Source organism: Vibrio sp. 10N.286.49.E11 (genome assembly GCF_041469505.1).
GTDB lineage: Bacteria > Pseudomonadota > Gammaproteobacteria > Enterobacterales > Vibrionaceae > Vibrio > Vibrio crassostreae_C.
The window spans coordinates 66,565-83,234 of record NZ_JBFRKQ010000041.1; the positions used below are offsets into that span (position 1 = coordinate 66,565).

Here is a 16,670-nt window from a genome sequence, read left to right on the forward strand (position 1 = left end):
CTCGAATCTCGAATCTCGAATCGCTTACATGCGCTCTAGAGTGTCGATACCTAGAAGCGATAGACCTTGCTTGATCGTCTTCGCTGTTAGTGCAGCAAGCTTCAGACGGCTCTGCTTAACAGCTTCGTCTTCAGCAACTAGGATAGGGCACGCTTCGTAGAAGCTAGAGAATTGACCAGCTAGTTCGAACAGGTAGCTACACATGATGTGTGGTTGACCTTCACGAGCAACAGACTGAACTGCTTCTTCAAACTGTAGAAGTTTCGCGATAAGTGCTTTCTCTTTCTCTTCAGTGATTTTGATTTCACCTTCAAGAGAGTCCATAGAAATGCCAGCTTTAGCAAATACAGAAGCAACACGAGTGTATGCGTACTGCATGTATGGTGCTGTGTTGCCTTCGAATGCAAGCATGTTGTCCCAATCGAACACGTAGTCAGTAGTGCGGTGCTTAGAAAGGTCTGCGTACTTAACCGCTGCCATAGCAACAGTGTTCGCGATCGCTTTCTTCTCGTCTTCTGCTAGTTCTGGGTTCTTAGATTCGATTAGCTGCGCTGCACGAACTTCGGCTTCATCAAGAAGATCAGCAAGACGAACAGTACCGCCTGCACGAGTCTTGAATGGTTTACCGTCTTTACCTAGCATCATGCCGAATGCGTGGTGCTCAAGAGAAACAGATTCTGGGATGTAACCTGCTTTACGAACGATAGTCCAAGCTTGCATTAGGTGCTGGTGTTGACGTGAGTCGATGAAGTAAAGAACGCGGTCTGCGCCTAGTTCTTCAAAACGGTATTTTGCACAAGCAATGTCGGTTGTTGTGTAAAGGAAGCCGCCGTCGCGTTTCTGGATGATAACGCCCATTGGGTCACCATCTTTGTTTTTGTATTCGTCTAGGAATACAACTTGTGCGCCGTCATCTTCTTTAGCAAGACCTTGCTCTTTTAGGTCAGCAACAATAGTTGGAAGCATGTGGTTGTACATGCTTTCGCCCATTACGTCATCACGTGTTAGAGACACGTTTAGACGATCGTAGTTGCGTTGGTTTTGAATCATTGTTACGTCAACAAGCTTCTTCCACATCTCTGCGCAGAACTCGTCGCCGCTTTGCAGTTTAACAACGTAGCCACGTGCTTTAACTGCGAACTCTTCGTCTTCATCGTAGAGCTTTTTAGATTCACGGTAGAAGCCTTCAAGGTCAGCAAGTTCCATTGAAACTTCACCAGACTCAGCCTGAACGCGCTCAAGGTTTGCGATAAGCATACCAAATTGAGTACCCCAGTCACCGATGTGGTTAGCACGGATAACGTTGTGGCCTAGAAATTCTAGAGTACGAACTACTGCATCACCGATGATAGTTGAACGTAGGTGACCAACGTGCATTTCTTTAGCAACGTTTGGCGCAGAGTAATCCGCAACAATAGTTTGCGTTTCAGCAACGGCAACACCAAGGCGAGAGTCAGCCAATGCTGCGTCTGCTTGTTTGGCTAGGAAAGCTTCATCTAGGAAGATGTTTAGGAAACCTGGGCCTGCGATTTCTACTTTAGAAGCGATACCGTCTAGGTTTAGAACGTCCAATACTTTTTGAGCAAATTCTCGTGGGTTAGTGCCTAGTCGTTTAGCAACGCCCATAACGCCGTTTGCTTGGTAGTCACCAAACTGTGGTTTTGCAGATTGACGAACAGCAGCAGGAGAGCCTGCAGGTGCGCCAGCGGCTTCTAGAGCCTGAGATACTTTGTCATTAATAAGTGCTTGGATATTCACACGCGTTTCCTTCAATTCAAGGATGATAAGAGTGGCCGTTAATTCTTGGTCATTAAATTGGTTAATTATGCTTCTAGTTAACGATTTAATGCCAAAATCAGCAGCAGACTCTGTTTAAGTTCACAGAAATGGCGGTAATCATACCAATTTTGTGCGGTTTCTTATAGGTCGAATTGATAGAAAATTAACATTTCCTGAGTGGTTTTTGACAATCGACTTTTAGCAAGACGCGTTTGCATGTTTAAGGAGCGAAAAGAACATAGTTATTGAGTGTTTTTTGTAAAAGCAACGCTTGTTGCAAAAGGCAAAACTGATAACATGCAGCCATTATTTGGAGAACACAGACAATGATGATGAGCCTGAAGCAAGCTGAACTAGAACCACAACAAATGATCGCCCGCCTTGATACTTTTATGGCAAAAATCGAGAGCCTAGGAAATACATTAGGTTTGGATTTAAGCTTTGCTCAAGCGGATCATATTGCGCTGCGAATCAATGACACTGAGCTAGCGAAATCTGCCCATCAAGCGTGGTCTGAGTACGGCTCTATGATTTCTGAGGCGATGATTAATGGTCGTCCAATTGTGGTGTTGGCTTTCGATGAACCCTTGCAAAGCCTTGGCTGGAAAATTGAATGTTTGGAGCTGCCATATCCAGCAGAAGGTAAGATTTACCCAAGCCAAGATTGGGAACATGTAGAGTTTGTGATTCCTTCTCATGCCCAAACAGCTGATGAGTATCTAGCGGATCTTAAAGAAACTTACCCGCAGTTCGCTGCTAACTTTGAAACGCTGGGTGAGCAAGGCGTTAAGATCAAACTCTCTAGCCCGAAAGGCGAGGGTGAACGCTTGAATAACCCAACAGTGGCTTTTAAACATCAAGGGATTTGCATCAAGCTGCATCCACACTCTTTGAAGAAGATTGTGGAATCAGAACAGGCTTAATTTGAATAGAGAGTTGCTAGGAAAGAGATTCCTGATCTCGCCTTGGCTCGTCGGAATGACGGGGTGTTCGATGAAATTTTCCAGAGTCTATCTTTGGATAGTGACAGACTGAGCGTTCGAGAGCGTTCGAGAGCGTATGTTAGAGCCTATAGCTCGAAGGTTCATCACCGAGTTCGTCATTCCCGATAGCGACGAAGGAGCGTAGTCGGGAATCTCTCAAAGCGAGTCTGATCATCAGATACAAAAAACGCGCGATGGGCTTTCCCTATTGCGCGTTTTTTATTGGGTTCTAACTGGAAGTCTTACCGGAAATCGAATATCCGATTTACAGAATTACAGTCTTGTTGCCGTAAACAAACACATGATCATTGATCACCTTGTTTAACGCCTTACTTAATACATTCTTCTCTACGTCACGACCGGCTTGTGCCATGTCTTTCGCGCTGAAGTTGTGATCCACAGGGATAACATCTTGCTTGATGATTGGACCTTCATCCAAATCATTCGTCACAAAGTGTGCCGTTGCGCCAATGATCTTCACGCCGCGCTCATACGCTTGTTGGTATGGCTTCGCGCCAATAAATGCTGGCAAGAAGCTGTGGTGGATATTGATGATCTTGTGGTGGTATTTTTCAACAAAACCTGGTGTCAGCACTCGCATGTACTTAGCCAAAACAAGGTAATCCGCCTCGTACTGGTCAATCACTTCTAGCATCTTTTTCTCATGTTCTTCACGGTTTAGCCCTTCGTGAGAAACATGGTGGTAAGGGATGTCAAAACGCTCGGTTAGGCTTTGTAGAATGTCGTAGTTACCGACAACGGCCGCAATTTCAACGTCTAAGCTGCCATCGAAGTTCTTCATTAGAATGTCGCCAAGGCAGTGTGCTTCCTTGGTCACGAGTATCACAACACGCTTGCGAGACGAATCAACAAGCTTACGTTTCGTATTTGGTGGCAGGGCTTGGTCTAAATCGGCAAGCAAGGTTTCATCATTGAAATAGCCTTCCAGCTCGGTGCGCATAAAGAAGTGGCCACTTGTGTTATCTACGAACTCATTGTTGTGAATAATATTGAGTTGGTGCTTATAACAAATATTGGTGATCTTAGAGATGAGGCCCGGGGCATCAGTACAATGTGTTAGTAAAGTTTTTCTTTCCATTTGCATCTTACTTCCATGAAATGTTGCACTTATTATATGAAATAGGGATTCTTCAAATTTAATGCAGGCCGTCGAACGGTGAACTGAGCCGCAATATCACCGTTATAATTAATCTATTATCAAGTTGGTTTCAACAAATTCTGCTGCTCATTTATCGCTTTGATAAATTGTTTGATATAGAAATATCAGTTTTTAGATAGAAAAACAGGCAGAAGCTTCATTTTTAAAAGTTTTGACCGTAGTACGCATTTGAACTTCAACCGAGGCATTTACGCCTTGGCCAAAAATAGAGGTGATACTTATGGATAAAGAGTTACTAGCCAAAAAACTGTACTGCAAGCGAGTGAATTCATTGGCGAGAGGTACCGAATTAGATGGTCATGTTCTAGATGAAATGTGGGAAAGTAAGACCTCACCAACCGATGCAGCGAAAGCCATACAGCCTGGTGATAACCATTTTGAAGGTGCTCCTTGGCTATCACGTTATCTCAGTCGAAAATAAAAACGATTCTCTAATTCCTACTTCTTCAATTCTTACCTTCAAGGTAACTTAAGCCACGTCAAGCCAAACCAAACACCTCCGGTGCGAAGTCATTCTTGATTCGCGCCGGCTCACTAAACCTGCCATAATTCTCCTTCTCTTTTTCTAAACTTCGTACTCTATGATATCTAAAACGTTTTCTGCTGATGGCGCTCTGGGAAAAGCTATCCCTGGGTTTCAACCAAGACAAGCTCAGTTGGACATGGCTGAGGCGGTCTCACAGGCCATTGAGCAACAAAGCCAATTGGTTGTTGAGGCGGGGACAGGTACCGGTAAGACGTTTGCTTACCTAGTACCGGCGCTGCTGAGTGGCAAGAAAACTATTATCAGTACGGGGTCTAAAAACCTTCAAGAGCAGTTGTTTCATCGTGATTTACCATTAATGGTCGATGCGCTTGGTTTTTATGGTCAGGTTGCTCTGCTGAAAGGTCGCTCAAACTATTTGTGTTTAGACAGGCTCAGTCGCCAGATGATCGAAAGTCATGGCACTCATACCGATCCAACGCTGTTAGCTCAGTTGGTTAAAGTGCGCAGCTGGTCGTCAGCGACTCAAACTGGCGATTTAGGTGATTGCGATGATATTGCTGAAGATAGCCCAGTTATTCCAACCATTACCTCGACTAACGACAACTGTTTAGGCAAAGAATGCCCAAGCTACACTGATTGCTTTGTGCTTAAGGCGCGTAAAAAAGCGATGGACTCCGATGTTGTTGTAGTGAACCACCACTTGTTTCTCGCAGATTTAGCGATCAAAGAAACCGGGTTTGGTGAGCTGATACCTGAAGCCGATGTGTTTATCTTCGATGAAGCGCATCAACTTCCCGATATTGCCAGTCAGTACTTTGGACAATCGGTTTCCAGCCGACAGATCCAAGAACTAGCCAAAGACATTGAAATCGCTTACCGCACTGAAGCCAAAGACATGCGTCAGCTGCAAAAGGTTGGCGAGAGGCTAATTCAATCAGCTGCTGACCTACGTATTGTGCTCGGCGACACCGGCTTTCGTGGTAACTGGCGCGAAGCTTTGAAATCCGAGTCGATTGCACGCGAGTTAGTTCGTTTGCAAGATGCTCTGCAACTTGCTGTTGATGTATTGAAGTTAGCACTTGGGCGAAGCCAGCTGTTAGATACCGCTTTCGAACGCGCAAATATGATTAAGTCGCGTATCGAACGTGTGTGCGATGTGTCGATCACTGGCTATTCGTATTGGTATGACACTACACCGCGCCACTTTGCTCTGCATATCACACCGCTTTCTGTCGCCGATAAATTCCACGAACAGATTGAGCTGAAGCCGGGCGCATGGGTGTTTACCTCAGCAACCTTGGCGGTGTCGGATGATTTCGAACACTTTACTTCTCGATTAGGGTTAAAACCGTCGGCACAGTTTTCACTGCCGAGCCCGTTTGATTATCCGAATCAAGCGCGCTTGTGTGTGCCTCGTTATCTTCCAGAACCGAATAGCCCCGGTCTCGCGGATAAGCTAGTAAGAATGCTGACTCCTGTGATTGAGCAAAACCAAGGCCGCTGTTTCTTCTTGTGTACTTCACACAGCATGATGAAAGAGTTGGGGGAGCGATTCCGTGAAACCCTCTCGGTTCCCGTTCTATTGCAAGGTGAGACAAGTAAGCAAAAAACCTTAGCCGAATTCATGGAATTAGGTAACGCATTGCTGGTGGCTACAGGTGCTTTCTGGGAGGGGATAGATGTTAGGGGCGACGCATTAAGCTGTGTTATCATCGATAAATTGCCCTTTACAGCCCCTGATGACCCTTTACTTAAGGCTCGAATCGAGGACTGTAAGCTAAAAGGGGGTGATCCTTTTGCACAAGTACAGTTGCCAGACGCTGTGATTACCTTGAAACAAGGTGTCGGCCGATTGATACGTGACAAGCGCGATAATGGTGCTTTGATTATTTGCGATAACCGATTGGTGACTCGCGATTACGGTGGCATATTTTTGGCGAGTTTACCGCCTATCCCTCGTACACGTGACTTAGGGGTCATTAAAGAATTCTTAGCTAAAGACCATTCAACCGCTGCTGATTAATTGGCATTGTTGAGTTTAGCCATTATTTTTAGATTAGATAACAGATATTTGAGACACAAATGAGCGCGAAAATTCTTGCAGTAGATACCGCAACTGAAAACTGTTCAGTTGCATTAGTAATGGGTGACCAGGTGTTCGCACGTAGCGAAGAGGCTCCTCGAGACCATACGAAAAAAATTCTACCTATGGTGGATGAAGTACTGAAAGAAGCGAATGTCGCTTTAACCGATATCGATGCTATCGCGTTTGGCCAAGGCCCAGGCAGTTTCACGGGTGTGCGTATTGGTATTGGTATTGCTCAAGGCTTAGCTTTTGGTGCTGATTTACCAATGATCGGTGTCTCAACACTGGCAGCGATGGCGCAAGGCAGCTACCGTAAATTTGGTGAAACTCACGTTGCGACAGCGATTGATGCGCGCATGAGTGAAGTATACTGGGCTCGTTACAGCCGTGAACAAGATGGTCGTTGGACTGCGGTTGATGCCGAATGTGTAACGCCACCAAGTGAATTGGCTGCGCAGTTAGAAGCAGATTCTGAAACATGGGCGAAAGTCGGTACCGGTTGGGCAGCTTACGCAGAGCATATGGACACATTAGCGATCAACACTAAAGCGTGTGAAGTGCTATTCCCAGAAGCTCAAGATATGGCGTTCCTTGCTCAATTTGCTTACGCAGAAGGTAAAGCGGTTGCAGCAGAAGAATCTGAGCCAGTTTATCTTCGTGACAAAGTGACTTGGAAGAAACTGCCAGGTCGCGAATAATTTTTACAAGGTTCTGATGCAAATTAGGTCTAAATGCGTATTATTTAGATTTGAGAGGGCAGATATTTAGTCATGGTATCAATTAACAACTTACCTCCTTCTTCGATAGGCAGCACGTCTAAGCCGAATCGAATTAAAAAGAAGGAGCAGGCAAAAAAATCTGATGCTAGCACTGCGGTTGGGCAACCGACTAAGGTCGCTAATGCTGTTTCTCACTCTATTCGTCAAGTTAAAGAGTCTGAACTACACAAGGCTCAAATCCAGTATGATCTTCCAGAAGGCCGAGGACGTAAGGCTATGGAAGAGTATATGGATGTAATGAATCAGGCGAAGAAAGAAGAACTTGCAAAGCTTATCGGTGTCGATATCTACATCTAGAGCTTCTTATTAATGCCTGTTTAAGGACCAGAACCATGTCAAATTATCTCTCTAAATTACGCTTAATAGCCCTTTCTCTTGGTGTCTTGGTACTTGCCGGGTGTTCATCACTTCCTAGCGAACTTGAAGCAAAATCAGAGCCTGTAATTAGTGATTACCAACAGTGGGTCGACCAACTACCGGAGGCGAAAAGTGTTCGATTGGGTGGCGTTATCTCTAAAGTAACCAACTTGAAAGATAAGACTCGAATCGAAGTTGCTAATATGCCGATTTCGAGTAGCGGTAAGCCAGACCTAGACGCAGAGCCAAGCGGACGTTTTGTTGGTTATATTGAAGGGTATGTTGAGCCTCTAAGTTTTGCAGAAGGCCGTCTGATTACACTGGTTGGTCAGTCAAGCGGAAGTGAAGATGGAAAAATAGGGGAATACCCTTACATCTTCCCTGTGATGAAAGTGGACAACCAACGACTGTGGAACATCACTGAGCGTGTTGTTGTTAACGATTTTGCACCAACCTACTACTCGTGCAGAAGTTTACATTGTCGCAGTTTTCAAACGATGCCAAGACAAGGTCGAGTGATACAGGACGTAGAGTAATTAACTTTTTAGACGTTGATTGCGCAAACAGATGGAACTAAGTGTTTGATGATTGAAAAGTCATACTCCCTTGCGAGCGGGACGCTTGCAACACAACAGATTGGCAACCCACAAACGACCGCAACGACGGTCGTTTTTATTCATGGGTGGTTGGATAATTCGTCCAGCTTTAATCCGGTTATGCAGCAAGTCGCCAAGTTTGCGCCCAATGCTCACCTTGTTGCTATCGATCTCTTCGGACACGGCTTCTCGTCGCACAAATCGGGAAGTTACTACCCATTTCATGATTATATTGATGACTTGCATCAGTTGGTGACTAAATTATCGCCAAACAGACTGGTACTGGTAGGACATTCACTTGGTGCATTGATAGCAAGTTGCTATAGTGCCGCCTTTCCTGAAAAGGTGTCAGGATTAATTCAAATTGAAGGTCACGGACCTCTTTCTGAAGCTCCCCACGAAACAGTCTCTCGCTTGAGGGATGGGGTACTCAGTCGTCTTCGACAGCGAAGAAAGCCTTCACGTCCTTTGGCAAGCCTTGAGGATGCTATTAAGCTGAGAGCTCACGCCAACCAAATTAATGCTGAATTAATCGCTCCTATTGTTGAGCGAGGTATTGTCGAGTTCGAGAACTCTTGGCAATGGCGATGCGACCCTAATCTAAAATGTGACTCGTTATATCGAATGTCACAGGCGCACGCTGAAGCGATTATGGCGGCTATTGAATGCCCTCAATTAATAATCCTAGGGAATGGTGGATTCCGACATTTGCAGCATAATCGCTACAAATCAGTGCATAGTCCTCTGCATATAGAGACTGTTCCTGGTGGACATCATTGTCATTTAGAGAGCCCAGAGCTAGTTTCAGAGCTAATTCTTGGTGTAGTTAACAAAATTTAAACAAGTGTTTGAGCCTTTTAGTGCTCATGCACTAAAGCTGTGCTGTAATACCGCAATGATAAAAAGCGGCGAAGCAGTCGTCAGCTGATAAACGAGGAGTAACATCGTGGATAAACCTTGGCTTTCACGTTATCCAAGTGACGTACCAGAAACGATCAACCCAGATCAGTACCCATCTCTTGTAGAAATGTTTGAACAGTCGGTACAGAAGTACGCGGACCAACCTGCATTCGAGAACATGGGCTCGATTATGACATTCCGTAAGCTTGAAGAGCGCAGCCGTGCTTTTGCCGCTTACCTACAGAATGACTTGAAACTGAAGAAGGGCGATCGCGTCGCGCTAATGATGCCAAACCTACTGCAATACCCAATTGCACTATTTGGTGTATTGCGTGCAGGTATGATTGCAGTGAACGTCAACCCACTGTACACACCTCGTGAGCTTGAACATCAACTGAACGATTCTGGTGCAAAGGCGATTGTTATCGTATCTAACTTTGCGAGCACGCTAGAGAAAGTCGTTGATAACACGCCGGTTAAACACGTTGTTCTAACTAGCCTAGGGCAAATGCTGCCACGCGCGAAAGGGACAATTGTCGACTTCGTAGTGAAATACGTAAAAGGCATGGTGCCTAAGTATGATCTGCCGGGTGCTATTTCATTCAGAAAAGCGCTGCACAAAGGTCGTCGTCTTCAATATGTGAAGCCGTTCATGGCGGGTGATGACATCGCGTTCCTACAGTACACTGGTGGTACTACGGGTGTAGCGAAGGGCGCAATCCTAACGCATCGCAATATGATTGCGAACGTACTTCAAGCGAAAGGGGCTTATGGTCCTGTTCTGCAAGAAGGCCGCGAGTTGGTTGTAACGGCATTACCGCTTTACCACGTATTTGCACTGACGGTGAACTGCTTACTGTTTGTTGAGATGGGTGGTCGTAACCTTCTAATTACTAACCCTCGTGACATTCCTGGCTTTATTAAAGAGCTGCAAAAGGTTCCGTTTACCGCAATTACCGGCGTAAACACCTTGTTTAATGCGCTAGTTAATAACGAAGATTTCCACGAGTTGGATTTCAGTAACCTACGCCTATCTGTTGGCGGCGGCATGGCGGTTCAACGCGCTGTTGCTGAGCAATGGAAGAAAGCGACAGGCATTCACCTATTGGAAGGCTATGGCTTAACTGAGTGTTCACCACTGGTAACGGGTAACCCATACGACCTGAAAGACTACACAGGTGCTATCGGCCTACCAGTACCATCGACAGAAGTTCGTATTGTTGATGATGAAGGTAAGGTTATTGCTAATGACCAAGTAGGCGAGCTACAAGTTCGTGGCCCTCAAGTGATGCAAGGTTACTGGCAGCGCCCTGAAGCGACCAAAGAAGTGATCGATCAAGACGGTTGGTTATCGACAGGTGACATCGTTAAGTTTGATGACGAAGGCTTGTTGTACATCGTTGACCGTAAGAAGGACATGATTCTTGTATCAGGCTTCAACGTCTACCCGAACGAGATTGAAGACGTTGTGGCTCTGCATGGTAAAGTGCTTGAAGTAGCAGCTATCGGTCAACCTCATGAAGTGTCTGGTGAATTGGTTAAGATCTACGTTGTGAAGCGTGACCCTAGCCTGACCAAAGAAGACATTATCGCGCACTGTCGTGAGCACTTAACGGGTTACAAAATCCCTAAATTAGTCGAGTTCAGAGATGATCTTCCAAAGACTAACGTAGGTAAGATCTTACGCCGCGTACTGCGTGAAGAAAACGATGCAGAACTTGCGAAACGCGCTAGCGAATAATTAGCCCGTTTGCGCGAAAGTACTGCACCAAAACCATTGAGGCGCTTAATCTAAGCGAGCGCTGAAAAATGGTGTTAGAATGCCGACAGTTAATGTCGGCATTTTTGTATCCGGCGATCAAATAGAAACCTGTGAGAGTTTTTGTGGATTATCAAATCATTACCCAATTGAAAGACCTTGAGCGAGTTTGCCAACAAGCACGTGAAGCCGATGTCGTTATGCTTGATACGGAGTTCGTTCGTACTAGAACCTATTACCCTCAATTAGGCTTGATTCAGTTATTTGATGGTGAAACGCTGTCACTGATTGACCCTATTGCTCTTGATGACATGACACCGTTCGTTACCTTGTTGAAAGACGCATCAGTATTGAAAGTGCTGCACGCGTGCGGTGAAGATTTGGAAGTGTTCCAGAACGCATTTGGCTGTACACCAACACCAATGGTTGATACCCAGATCATGGCGGCTTTCTTAGGTCATGGTTTATCAACGGGCTTTGCTGCTCTGGTTTCAGAGTTTGTCGGTGTCGATCTCGATAAGAGTGAATCTCGCACAGACTGGCTAGCGCGTCCGCTTTCTCAAAAACAATTGGACTACGCAGCAGCAGACGTGCATTACCTAATGCCAATGTACAACAAGCTTCTAGAAAAAGTGATGGAAGCTGGCTGGTGGGAAGCGGCTCAGCAAGAGTCTGATTTACAAGTTGCCAAGCGCATTCGTAAAGTAAACCCAGATACAGCCTACCTTGATATTAAAGGGGCGTGGCAGCTTAAACCTAAGCAGCTAGCGATCTTACGACCTCTAGCAACTTGGCGTCTAAAAGAAGCAATCAAGCGCGATTTAGCGCTGAACTTTGTCTTCAAAGAGCAAGACTTATGGGCTGTGGCGCGTTTTGCGATGAAAGATCCTAAGCACATGGAGCAAGAGGGTTTTGATTACCGCTCTGTGCGTCGCCATGGTGCGAAGATCAGCTCAATCGTTAAGTTAGCGGAACATACACCAGAAGAAGAGTACCCAGCACCAGTAGAACGTCTAATGGACTTCCCTGGCTACAAGCAACTGTTCAAAGTGTTGAAAGATGAAGTGAAAACAGCATCACAACACAGCGGTTTAGCGACGGAATTCTTGGCATCTAAGAAGCAACTTAACCAAGTGTTAAGCTGGGTGTGGAAGCACGATCGTAACCCAGAGAAGCTGCCTGATGTTATGCAAGGCTGGCGTTTAGATGTGGTTGGCGAAAAGCTGAGTAAAGCGATCAAATAACCGCTTGCTGCTTTAAAGCCTAACTTAGTTACAGCTATAAACTGCAGATAAAAAAAAGAGAGCCTAGGCTCTCTTTTTTTATTTAATCAATATAAGCAAGTGTATTACCTGCCGATCTTGTGCAGAAAGATCATCGATCTTCTTCTGGAAGCTTAACATTCAGCTCTAGCACTGAGATGTCGTCATCTTTGTGTTCAAAAGTCAGATCAACCATTGATGGATCAACCTCAACGTACTTGGCTATACACTTCAAGATGTCTTCTTTTAGTTGCGGCAGGTAAGACGGCGCTGGGTCGTCATGGCTGCGTCGCTCTGCAACAATGATCTGCAAACGTTCTTTGGCTAGGTTTGCGGTTGTCTTTTTCTGTGGTCTAAAAAACTCTAATAATGACATTGTGCATTAGCCCCCGAACAGTCGTTTGAAGATGCCTTTCTTCTGTTCCGTTAAGAAGCGGAAGTCAACTTGGCTACCCAGTAGTCGCTCTACAGTATCATTGTAAGCCATACCTGCGTCGGTTGCTTCGTCAAAGATAACTGGAACACCCTTGTTCGATGCATTGAGTATCGCTTGGCTCTCTGGAATTACACCCAGTAGAGAGATGTGCAGGATTTCTTCAACGTCTTCAACACTGAGCATCTCACCTTGAGTAACACGTGCTGGGTTGTAGCGAGTCAATAGAAGGTGTGTTTTCACTGGTTCTAAGCCATCTTCTGAACGACGAGACTTAGAGTCAAGAATACCTAGAATACGGTCTGAATCGCGTACTGAAGAGACTTCTGGGTTGGTGGTTACAATCGCTTCATCAGCGAAGTACAACGCCATCAGAGCGCCTTGTTCGATACCTGCAGGAGAATCACAGATGATAAAATCAAAGCCCATTTCATCCAGTTCATCAAAAACACGACGAACACCATCTTTTGTTAGTGCGTCTTTATCACGAGTTTGAGAAGCAGGAAGAATGAACAGGTTCTCTGTGCGCTTGTCTTTGATCATCGCTTGGTTCAGCGTCGCTTCACCATTGATAACGTTAACGAAGTCGTATACAACACGACGCTCACAACCCATAATTAAATCTAGGTTACGCAGACCGATATCAAAGTCGATAACTGCGGTTTTCTTTCCTTTTAAAGCCAGACCCGAGGCAATAGCTGCACTGGAGGTCGTTTTGCCTACCCCGCCTTTACCTGACGTTACAACGATAATGCGTGCCATTCTGTTTTCCTTTTATTTCTCTTATATTGCGAGGACATCAACGTGTAATACATCGTTTGCCATACTGAACATGGTTTTCTTCTGCCAGTACTCGCTTTCAATTTGATCGCTGAGCCAGTAATTTCCAGCAATGGAAACCAGCTCGGCTTGTAAGTCATTACAAATTATTTTTGCTTCAGTTTGACCACTTGCACCCGCAATCGCACGGCCGCGTAAAGTGCCATGAATATGGATGCTGCCATCGGCAATCACTTCCGCGCCTGCACTCACATGGCTGAGTATCAATAGATCGCCATCTTTCGCGTAAACCTGCTGACCAGAACGAATAGGGGTTCTAATCACTTTGATTGGTGCCATCTTCGCTGGAGCTTGAGATGGTGACTTGCTTGCCGTCATCACCGCAAAACCGGCTTCTTTGGCGAGATTTTGCATTCGCTTATCAGAACAGCCAGCCACACCAACCGGGATCATGCCTGCTTGAGATATACCATTTTTAAGTTGCACAAAATCGATATCGCCCGCGACTTTACTGATGTTGATAACAACAGGTGCGGCAGCGAAAAACGTAGGTGCTTGGTCTACTTTCTCTTGAAGAAAAGAGACTGCATTTTCGACTTGATCATCGGATAAGTGCAAAACAGATAGCGTAAAGCTGCTACCTTTTAGATCTGGGTTACTAGACATCGAAAAACTACAGGACCTCAATAGCGGATTGGTACAATTTCTTTATCAATAAAATAAAGGGCATTGCCTGAAACTAGGTTTATCATGTTATATTCCCAAACCAAGCACAGCAAGTAATCTTGTTGTCAAATGGACGTTTTGTTCCCAATATTTCCCTAACATAAACTATTGATCTCGCAAGTGAGAGTTTTGTAGTCATAATCAATTAAAAGGTTTGTCATGCTGTGTTCTATATATAAAAGCTCAAAGAAAGAAGGAACATACCTTTATATCCCTAAGAAGGATGATTTTTCACAAGTTCCTGACGCATTGATGCAAATGTTTGGTAAACCTAGTTTTGTAATGGTAATTAAAATGGATGGCCGTAAACTGGCTCAAGTAAACATCGAAAAAGTGAAAGAATCACTGAATACCGATGGTTTCTTTTTACAGGTTCCGCCACCACCAGTTAACGAACTTGAACTTCATAAAGAGCGTAAAGCTCAACAGAAATCTCAAGACGAAGAGTGATAGCCACCTCAATTCAAGGAGGAGTGATCGTTGAGTAAATTTTCTAAAACCATATTGGCTGTGTCGGCATTACTATTGGGTAATAGCCTGACCATAAGCTCAGTACAAGCTGAAGAACTGAGCTTCGAGCAATATGTAGAAAAACTAAAGCAACAAGGCCGTGAAGAAGGCATCTCTGAAGCGATCATTGATGAAGCCTTTGATGGTGTAACGTTTAAGCCACGTGCGGTGAAAGCCGACAAAAACCAACCTGAGAAAAAACTGACTCTGGATGAATACATTCCACGAGCGGTTCCAGATTGGAAAGTGAAGCAGGCAAGGTCACTCTATAAGGAACACTACACCGCGTTAAAGCGTATTGGTGATGAATATGGTGTTCAACCAAGATTCATTGTCGCGCTATGGGGCGTTGAGAGTAATTTTGGTAAGTTCACGGGCAATTACAGCGTTATCGACGCCCTAACGACCATGGCTTATGAAGGACGCCGAGAAGCTTTCTTCCGTAGCGAAGCGATGGCGGCATTGAAGATTCTTGATCAAGGCCATATTGCACCAAAAGAGATGAAAGGCTCTTGGGCTGGTGCGATGGGTCAACCTCAGTTTATGCCAAGCTCATTCTTAGCTTACGCCGCTGATGGCAGTGGCGATGGTAAGAAAGACATTTGGGGCACTGAAGAAGACGTATTTGCTTCAGCGGCCAATTATCTCAGCCAATCAGGATGGGATGACAAATATACTTGGGGTCGTCAGGTTCATGTTCCGTCAACTGTGTCGATCGATTTACAAGGTCGAGACGAAGACAAAGCGAAATACTTAAAAGAGTGGTCTGAACTCGGTATTAAACGCTATGACGATCGCCCACTGCCAACACTTGATGAAGACATTAAAGCTTGGTTAATCATGCCGGATGATGAAACCGGACGTTCGTACCTCATTTATAACAACTACAATGTGTTAATGAAGTGGAATCGTTCTTACTACTTTGCTTTGGCAGTAAGCCACCTAGCCGACAGAATTAAGTTTGATTAACAGACCTAAGTCGCTTTGAATAGCATTTGGCCTATCATAGGCAGAACGAACTAAAGGACTCTTCGGAGTCCTTTTTGATTTTATATTTCAGAGATTTAATAAGGTGATCTTGTGCTAACAGATAGAGCTGCACAGATGGTGATATTCCATGCGCTGATCAAGCACGAAGGCTTTACCAGTGCTGCAAAAAGCTTGAACGTTTCGGTGTCTCATATCAGTAAGCAAGTCGCTTTGCTTGAAGACTCAATCGGCATCAAGTTGGTACAACGAACCACACGAAGCCTCACGCTGACTGAAGCGGGAGACGTGTTCTATCAACATTGTGAGCAGCTGTTTAACACGGTGAAAGCAGCTCAGATGGATATGGATAGCCAGCGCGATGATATCTCTGGAATACTACGCGTCGGTTTGTCGCAGTCATTTGGCACACTCCATATCATTCCGGCGATTGATCAACTCAGACAGCTTTATCCTCAGTTGAGAATCGAGGTCCACTTGTTCGACTATAAGGTGGACATGATTGAAGAGCGCTTGGATCTCTGGATCACCAACAATGAAGATTTGCCTGAAGGTTACATTGCGCAGCGATTAGCCGACAGTCAGTTTGTGGTGGCTGCGTCACCGGATTATCTGATTAAGGCTGGGACGCCACATGTACCTTCCGATTTGATTGACCATAACTGTCTTATCTATCGCAGCCGTGAACGAGATTACACATCGTGGGCGTTTGACAACGGGCAAGAAAACCTCAGCGTCAAAGTCGCGGGCGATTACTCAGTCGATTTGGCTGAGGCAGTACGAGACGCGGCAGTATCAGGGTGGGGCGTTGCTTATTTGGCGACTTACTTAGTGAAAGAAGAGTTTAGAACGGGCAAGCTCATTCAAGTATTGCCAGAGTGGAGAGCCAGTCAGCTGATGCCATTCTATGCCGTTTACCCGAGCCGAAAGAATATGCCGAAGAAGCTTTCGGCAGTGATTGAGTTCATTAAAGATCATATCGGGTCGCCGACGTATTGGGACAAAAACCTCAAAACTTGCGTTGAACTGCATCGCTAACTGTTTCCTAATCTATAAATATAATTTC

The 16,670-nt window shown here is 45.2% G+C and carries 17 protein-coding genes; 12 read left to right on the forward strand and 5 right to left on the reverse strand.

The features are described from left to right. Positions 1–24 precede the first annotated feature (24 nt). Positions 25–1,758: an arginine--tRNA ligase gene (gene argS / locus AB4167_RS09520; protein ID WP_017067376.1), complete on the reverse strand. Its 1,734-nt coding sequence runs from the start codon at positions 1,756–1,758 to the stop codon at positions 25–27. A 347-nt stretch (positions 1,759–2,105) separates the two neighbouring features. Between argS and AB4167_RS09525 the strand changes: the two genes are divergently transcribed. Beyond that, positions 2,106–2,702, forward strand: coding sequence for a VOC family protein (locus AB4167_RS09525; protein WP_017070298.1), 597 nt, complete (start codon positions 2,106–2,108; stop codon positions 2,700–2,702). Between the two features lie 325 nt (positions 2,703–3,027). Here the strand turns inward: AB4167_RS09525 and purU are convergent, their stop codons facing one another. Next, positions 3,028–3,861: a formyltetrahydrofolate deformylase gene (gene purU / locus AB4167_RS09530; RefSeq protein ID WP_029235131.1), complete on the reverse strand. Its 834-nt coding sequence runs from the start codon at positions 3,859–3,861 to the stop codon at positions 3,028–3,030. A gap of 301 nt (positions 3,862–4,162) precedes the next feature. Here purU and AB4167_RS09535 point away from each other — a divergent pair, with 301 nt between their 5' ends. The 8 genes from AB4167_RS09535 (at position 4,163) to rnd (ending at position 12,150) form a co-directional block, all read left to right on the forward strand. Further along, positions 4,163–4,363 carry a hypothetical protein gene (locus AB4167_RS09535; protein ID WP_017062381.1) on the forward strand — a complete coding sequence of 67 codons (201 nt, stop codon included), beginning with the start codon at positions 4,163–4,165 and terminating at the stop codon, positions 4,361–4,363. A gap of 160 nt (positions 4,364–4,523) precedes the next feature. Then, complete coding sequence (locus tag AB4167_RS09540; RefSeq protein ID WP_372136447.1) at positions 4,524–6,452, forward strand: ATP-dependent DNA helicase; 1,929 nt, start codon at positions 4,524–4,526, stop codon at positions 6,450–6,452. 59 nt (positions 6,453–6,511) lie between these two features. After that, positions 6,512–7,213 (forward strand): tRNA (adenosine(37)-N6)-threonylcarbamoyltransferase complex dimerization subunit type 1 TsaB, encoded by a 702-nt coding sequence (gene tsaB, locus AB4167_RS09545; RefSeq protein WP_050643044.1) that lies wholly within the window; start codon positions 6,512–6,514, stop codon positions 7,211–7,213. Positions 7,214–7,285: 72 nt separating this feature from the next. Next, positions 7,286–7,591: a hypothetical protein gene (locus tag AB4167_RS09550; RefSeq protein WP_017062378.1), complete on the forward strand. Its 306-nt coding sequence runs from the start codon at positions 7,286–7,288 to the stop codon at positions 7,589–7,591. Between the two features lie 35 nt (positions 7,592–7,626). Beyond that, positions 7,627–8,187: a Slp family lipoprotein gene (locus tag AB4167_RS09555; RefSeq protein ID WP_017067373.1), complete on the forward strand. Its 561-nt coding sequence runs from the start codon at positions 7,627–7,629 to the stop codon at positions 8,185–8,187. Between the two features lie 48 nt (positions 8,188–8,235). Continuing rightward, positions 8,236–9,087, forward strand: a complete 852-nt coding sequence (locus AB4167_RS09560; RefSeq protein WP_102332536.1) for an alpha/beta fold hydrolase — start codon at positions 8,236–8,238, stop codon at positions 9,085–9,087. 106 nt (positions 9,088–9,193) lie between these two features. Then, on the forward strand, positions 9,194–10,888 hold the full coding sequence (fadD, locus tag AB4167_RS09565; RefSeq protein WP_017062375.1) for a long-chain-fatty-acid--CoA ligase FadD: 1,695 nt from the start codon (positions 9,194–9,196) through the stop codon (positions 10,886–10,888). 143 nt (positions 10,889–11,031) lie between these two features. Beyond that, on the forward strand, positions 11,032–12,150 hold the full coding sequence (gene rnd / locus AB4167_RS09570; protein WP_102398074.1) for a ribonuclease D: 1,119 nt from the start codon (positions 11,032–11,034) through the stop codon (positions 12,148–12,150). Between the two features lie 130 nt (positions 12,151–12,280). On the opposite strand, the gene minE is transcribed toward rnd, so the two are convergent. The 3 genes from minE to minC are packed head-to-tail and all read right to left on the reverse strand — an operon-like array spanning position 12,281 to position 14,047. Next, positions 12,281–12,544, reverse strand: a complete 264-nt coding sequence (gene minE, locus AB4167_RS09575) for a cell division topological specificity factor MinE (protein ID WP_010436847.1) — start codon at positions 12,542–12,544, stop codon at positions 12,281–12,283. A 6-nt stretch (positions 12,545–12,550) separates the two neighbouring features. Then, positions 12,551–13,363 carry a septum site-determining protein MinD gene (gene minD, locus AB4167_RS09580; protein WP_372136448.1) on the reverse strand — a complete coding sequence of 271 codons (813 nt, stop codon included), beginning with the start codon at positions 13,361–13,363 and terminating at the stop codon, positions 12,551–12,553. 21 nt (positions 13,364–13,384) lie between these two features. Beyond that, positions 13,385–14,047, reverse strand: a complete 663-nt coding sequence (gene minC, locus AB4167_RS09585) for a septum site-determining protein MinC (protein WP_017063419.1) — start codon at positions 14,045–14,047, stop codon at positions 13,385–13,387. A gap of 219 nt (positions 14,048–14,266) precedes the next feature. Here minC and AB4167_RS09590 point away from each other — a divergent pair, with 219 nt between their 5' ends. The 3 genes from AB4167_RS09590 to AB4167_RS09600 all read left to right on the forward strand — a co-directional run bounded on the left by AB4167_RS09590 (position 14,267) and on the right by AB4167_RS09600 (position 16,642). Then, entirely contained in the window at positions 14,267–14,557 is a 291-nt protein-coding gene (locus AB4167_RS09590) for a YcgL domain-containing protein (protein ID WP_017062372.1), read from the forward strand. A 30-nt stretch (positions 14,558–14,587) separates the two neighbouring features. Continuing rightward, positions 14,588–15,586 (forward strand): lytic transglycosylase domain-containing protein, encoded by a 999-nt coding sequence (locus AB4167_RS09595; RefSeq protein WP_017062371.1) that lies wholly within the window; start codon positions 14,588–14,590, stop codon positions 15,584–15,586. Positions 15,587–15,721: 135 nt separating this feature from the next. Next, on the forward strand, positions 15,722–16,642 hold the full coding sequence (locus tag AB4167_RS09600) for a LysR family transcriptional regulator (protein ID WP_017063421.1): 921 nt from the start codon (positions 15,722–15,724) through the stop codon (positions 16,640–16,642). The last annotated feature ends 28 nt before the right edge of the window (positions 16,643–16,670 follow it).

Coding starts and splice junctions, on each gene's coding strand:
- AB4167_RS09525 (WP_017070298.1), top strand. CDS start 2,106: ATGATGATGAGCCTGAAGCAAGCTGAACTAGAACCACAACAAATGATC.
- purU (WP_029235131.1), bottom strand. CDS start 3,861: ATGGAAAGAAAAACTTTACTAACACATTGTACTGATGCCCCGGGCCTC.
- AB4167_RS09535 (WP_017062381.1), top strand. CDS start 4,163: ATGGATAAAGAGTTACTAGCCAAAAAACTGTACTGCAAGCGAGTGAAT.
- AB4167_RS09540 (WP_372136447.1), top strand. CDS start 4,524: ATGATATCTAAAACGTTTTCTGCTGATGGCGCTCTGGGAAAAGCTATC.
- tsaB (WP_050643044.1), top strand. CDS start 6,512: ATGAGCGCGAAAATTCTTGCAGTAGATACCGCAACTGAAAACTGTTCA.
- AB4167_RS09550 (WP_017062378.1), top strand. CDS start 7,286: ATGGTATCAATTAACAACTTACCTCCTTCTTCGATAGGCAGCACGTCT.
- AB4167_RS09555 (WP_017067373.1), top strand. CDS start 7,627: ATGTCAAATTATCTCTCTAAATTACGCTTAATAGCCCTTTCTCTTGGT.
- AB4167_RS09560 (WP_102332536.1), top strand. CDS start 8,236: ATGATTGAAAAGTCATACTCCCTTGCGAGCGGGACGCTTGCAACACAA.
- minE (WP_010436847.1), bottom strand. CDS start 12,544: ATGTCATTATTAGAGTTTTTTAGACCACAGAAAAAGACAACCGCAAAC.
- minD (WP_372136448.1), bottom strand. CDS start 13,363: ATGGCACGCATTATCGTTGTAACGTCAGGTAAAGGCGGGGTAGGCAAA.
- minC (WP_017063419.1), bottom strand. CDS start 14,047: ATGTCTAGTAACCCAGATCTAAAAGGTAGCAGCTTTACGCTATCTGTT.
- AB4167_RS09590 (WP_017062372.1), top strand. CDS start 14,267: ATGCTGTGTTCTATATATAAAAGCTCAAAGAAAGAAGGAACATACCTT.
- AB4167_RS09600 (WP_017063421.1), top strand. CDS start 15,722: ATGGTGATATTCCATGCGCTGATCAAGCACGAAGGCTTTACCAGTGCT.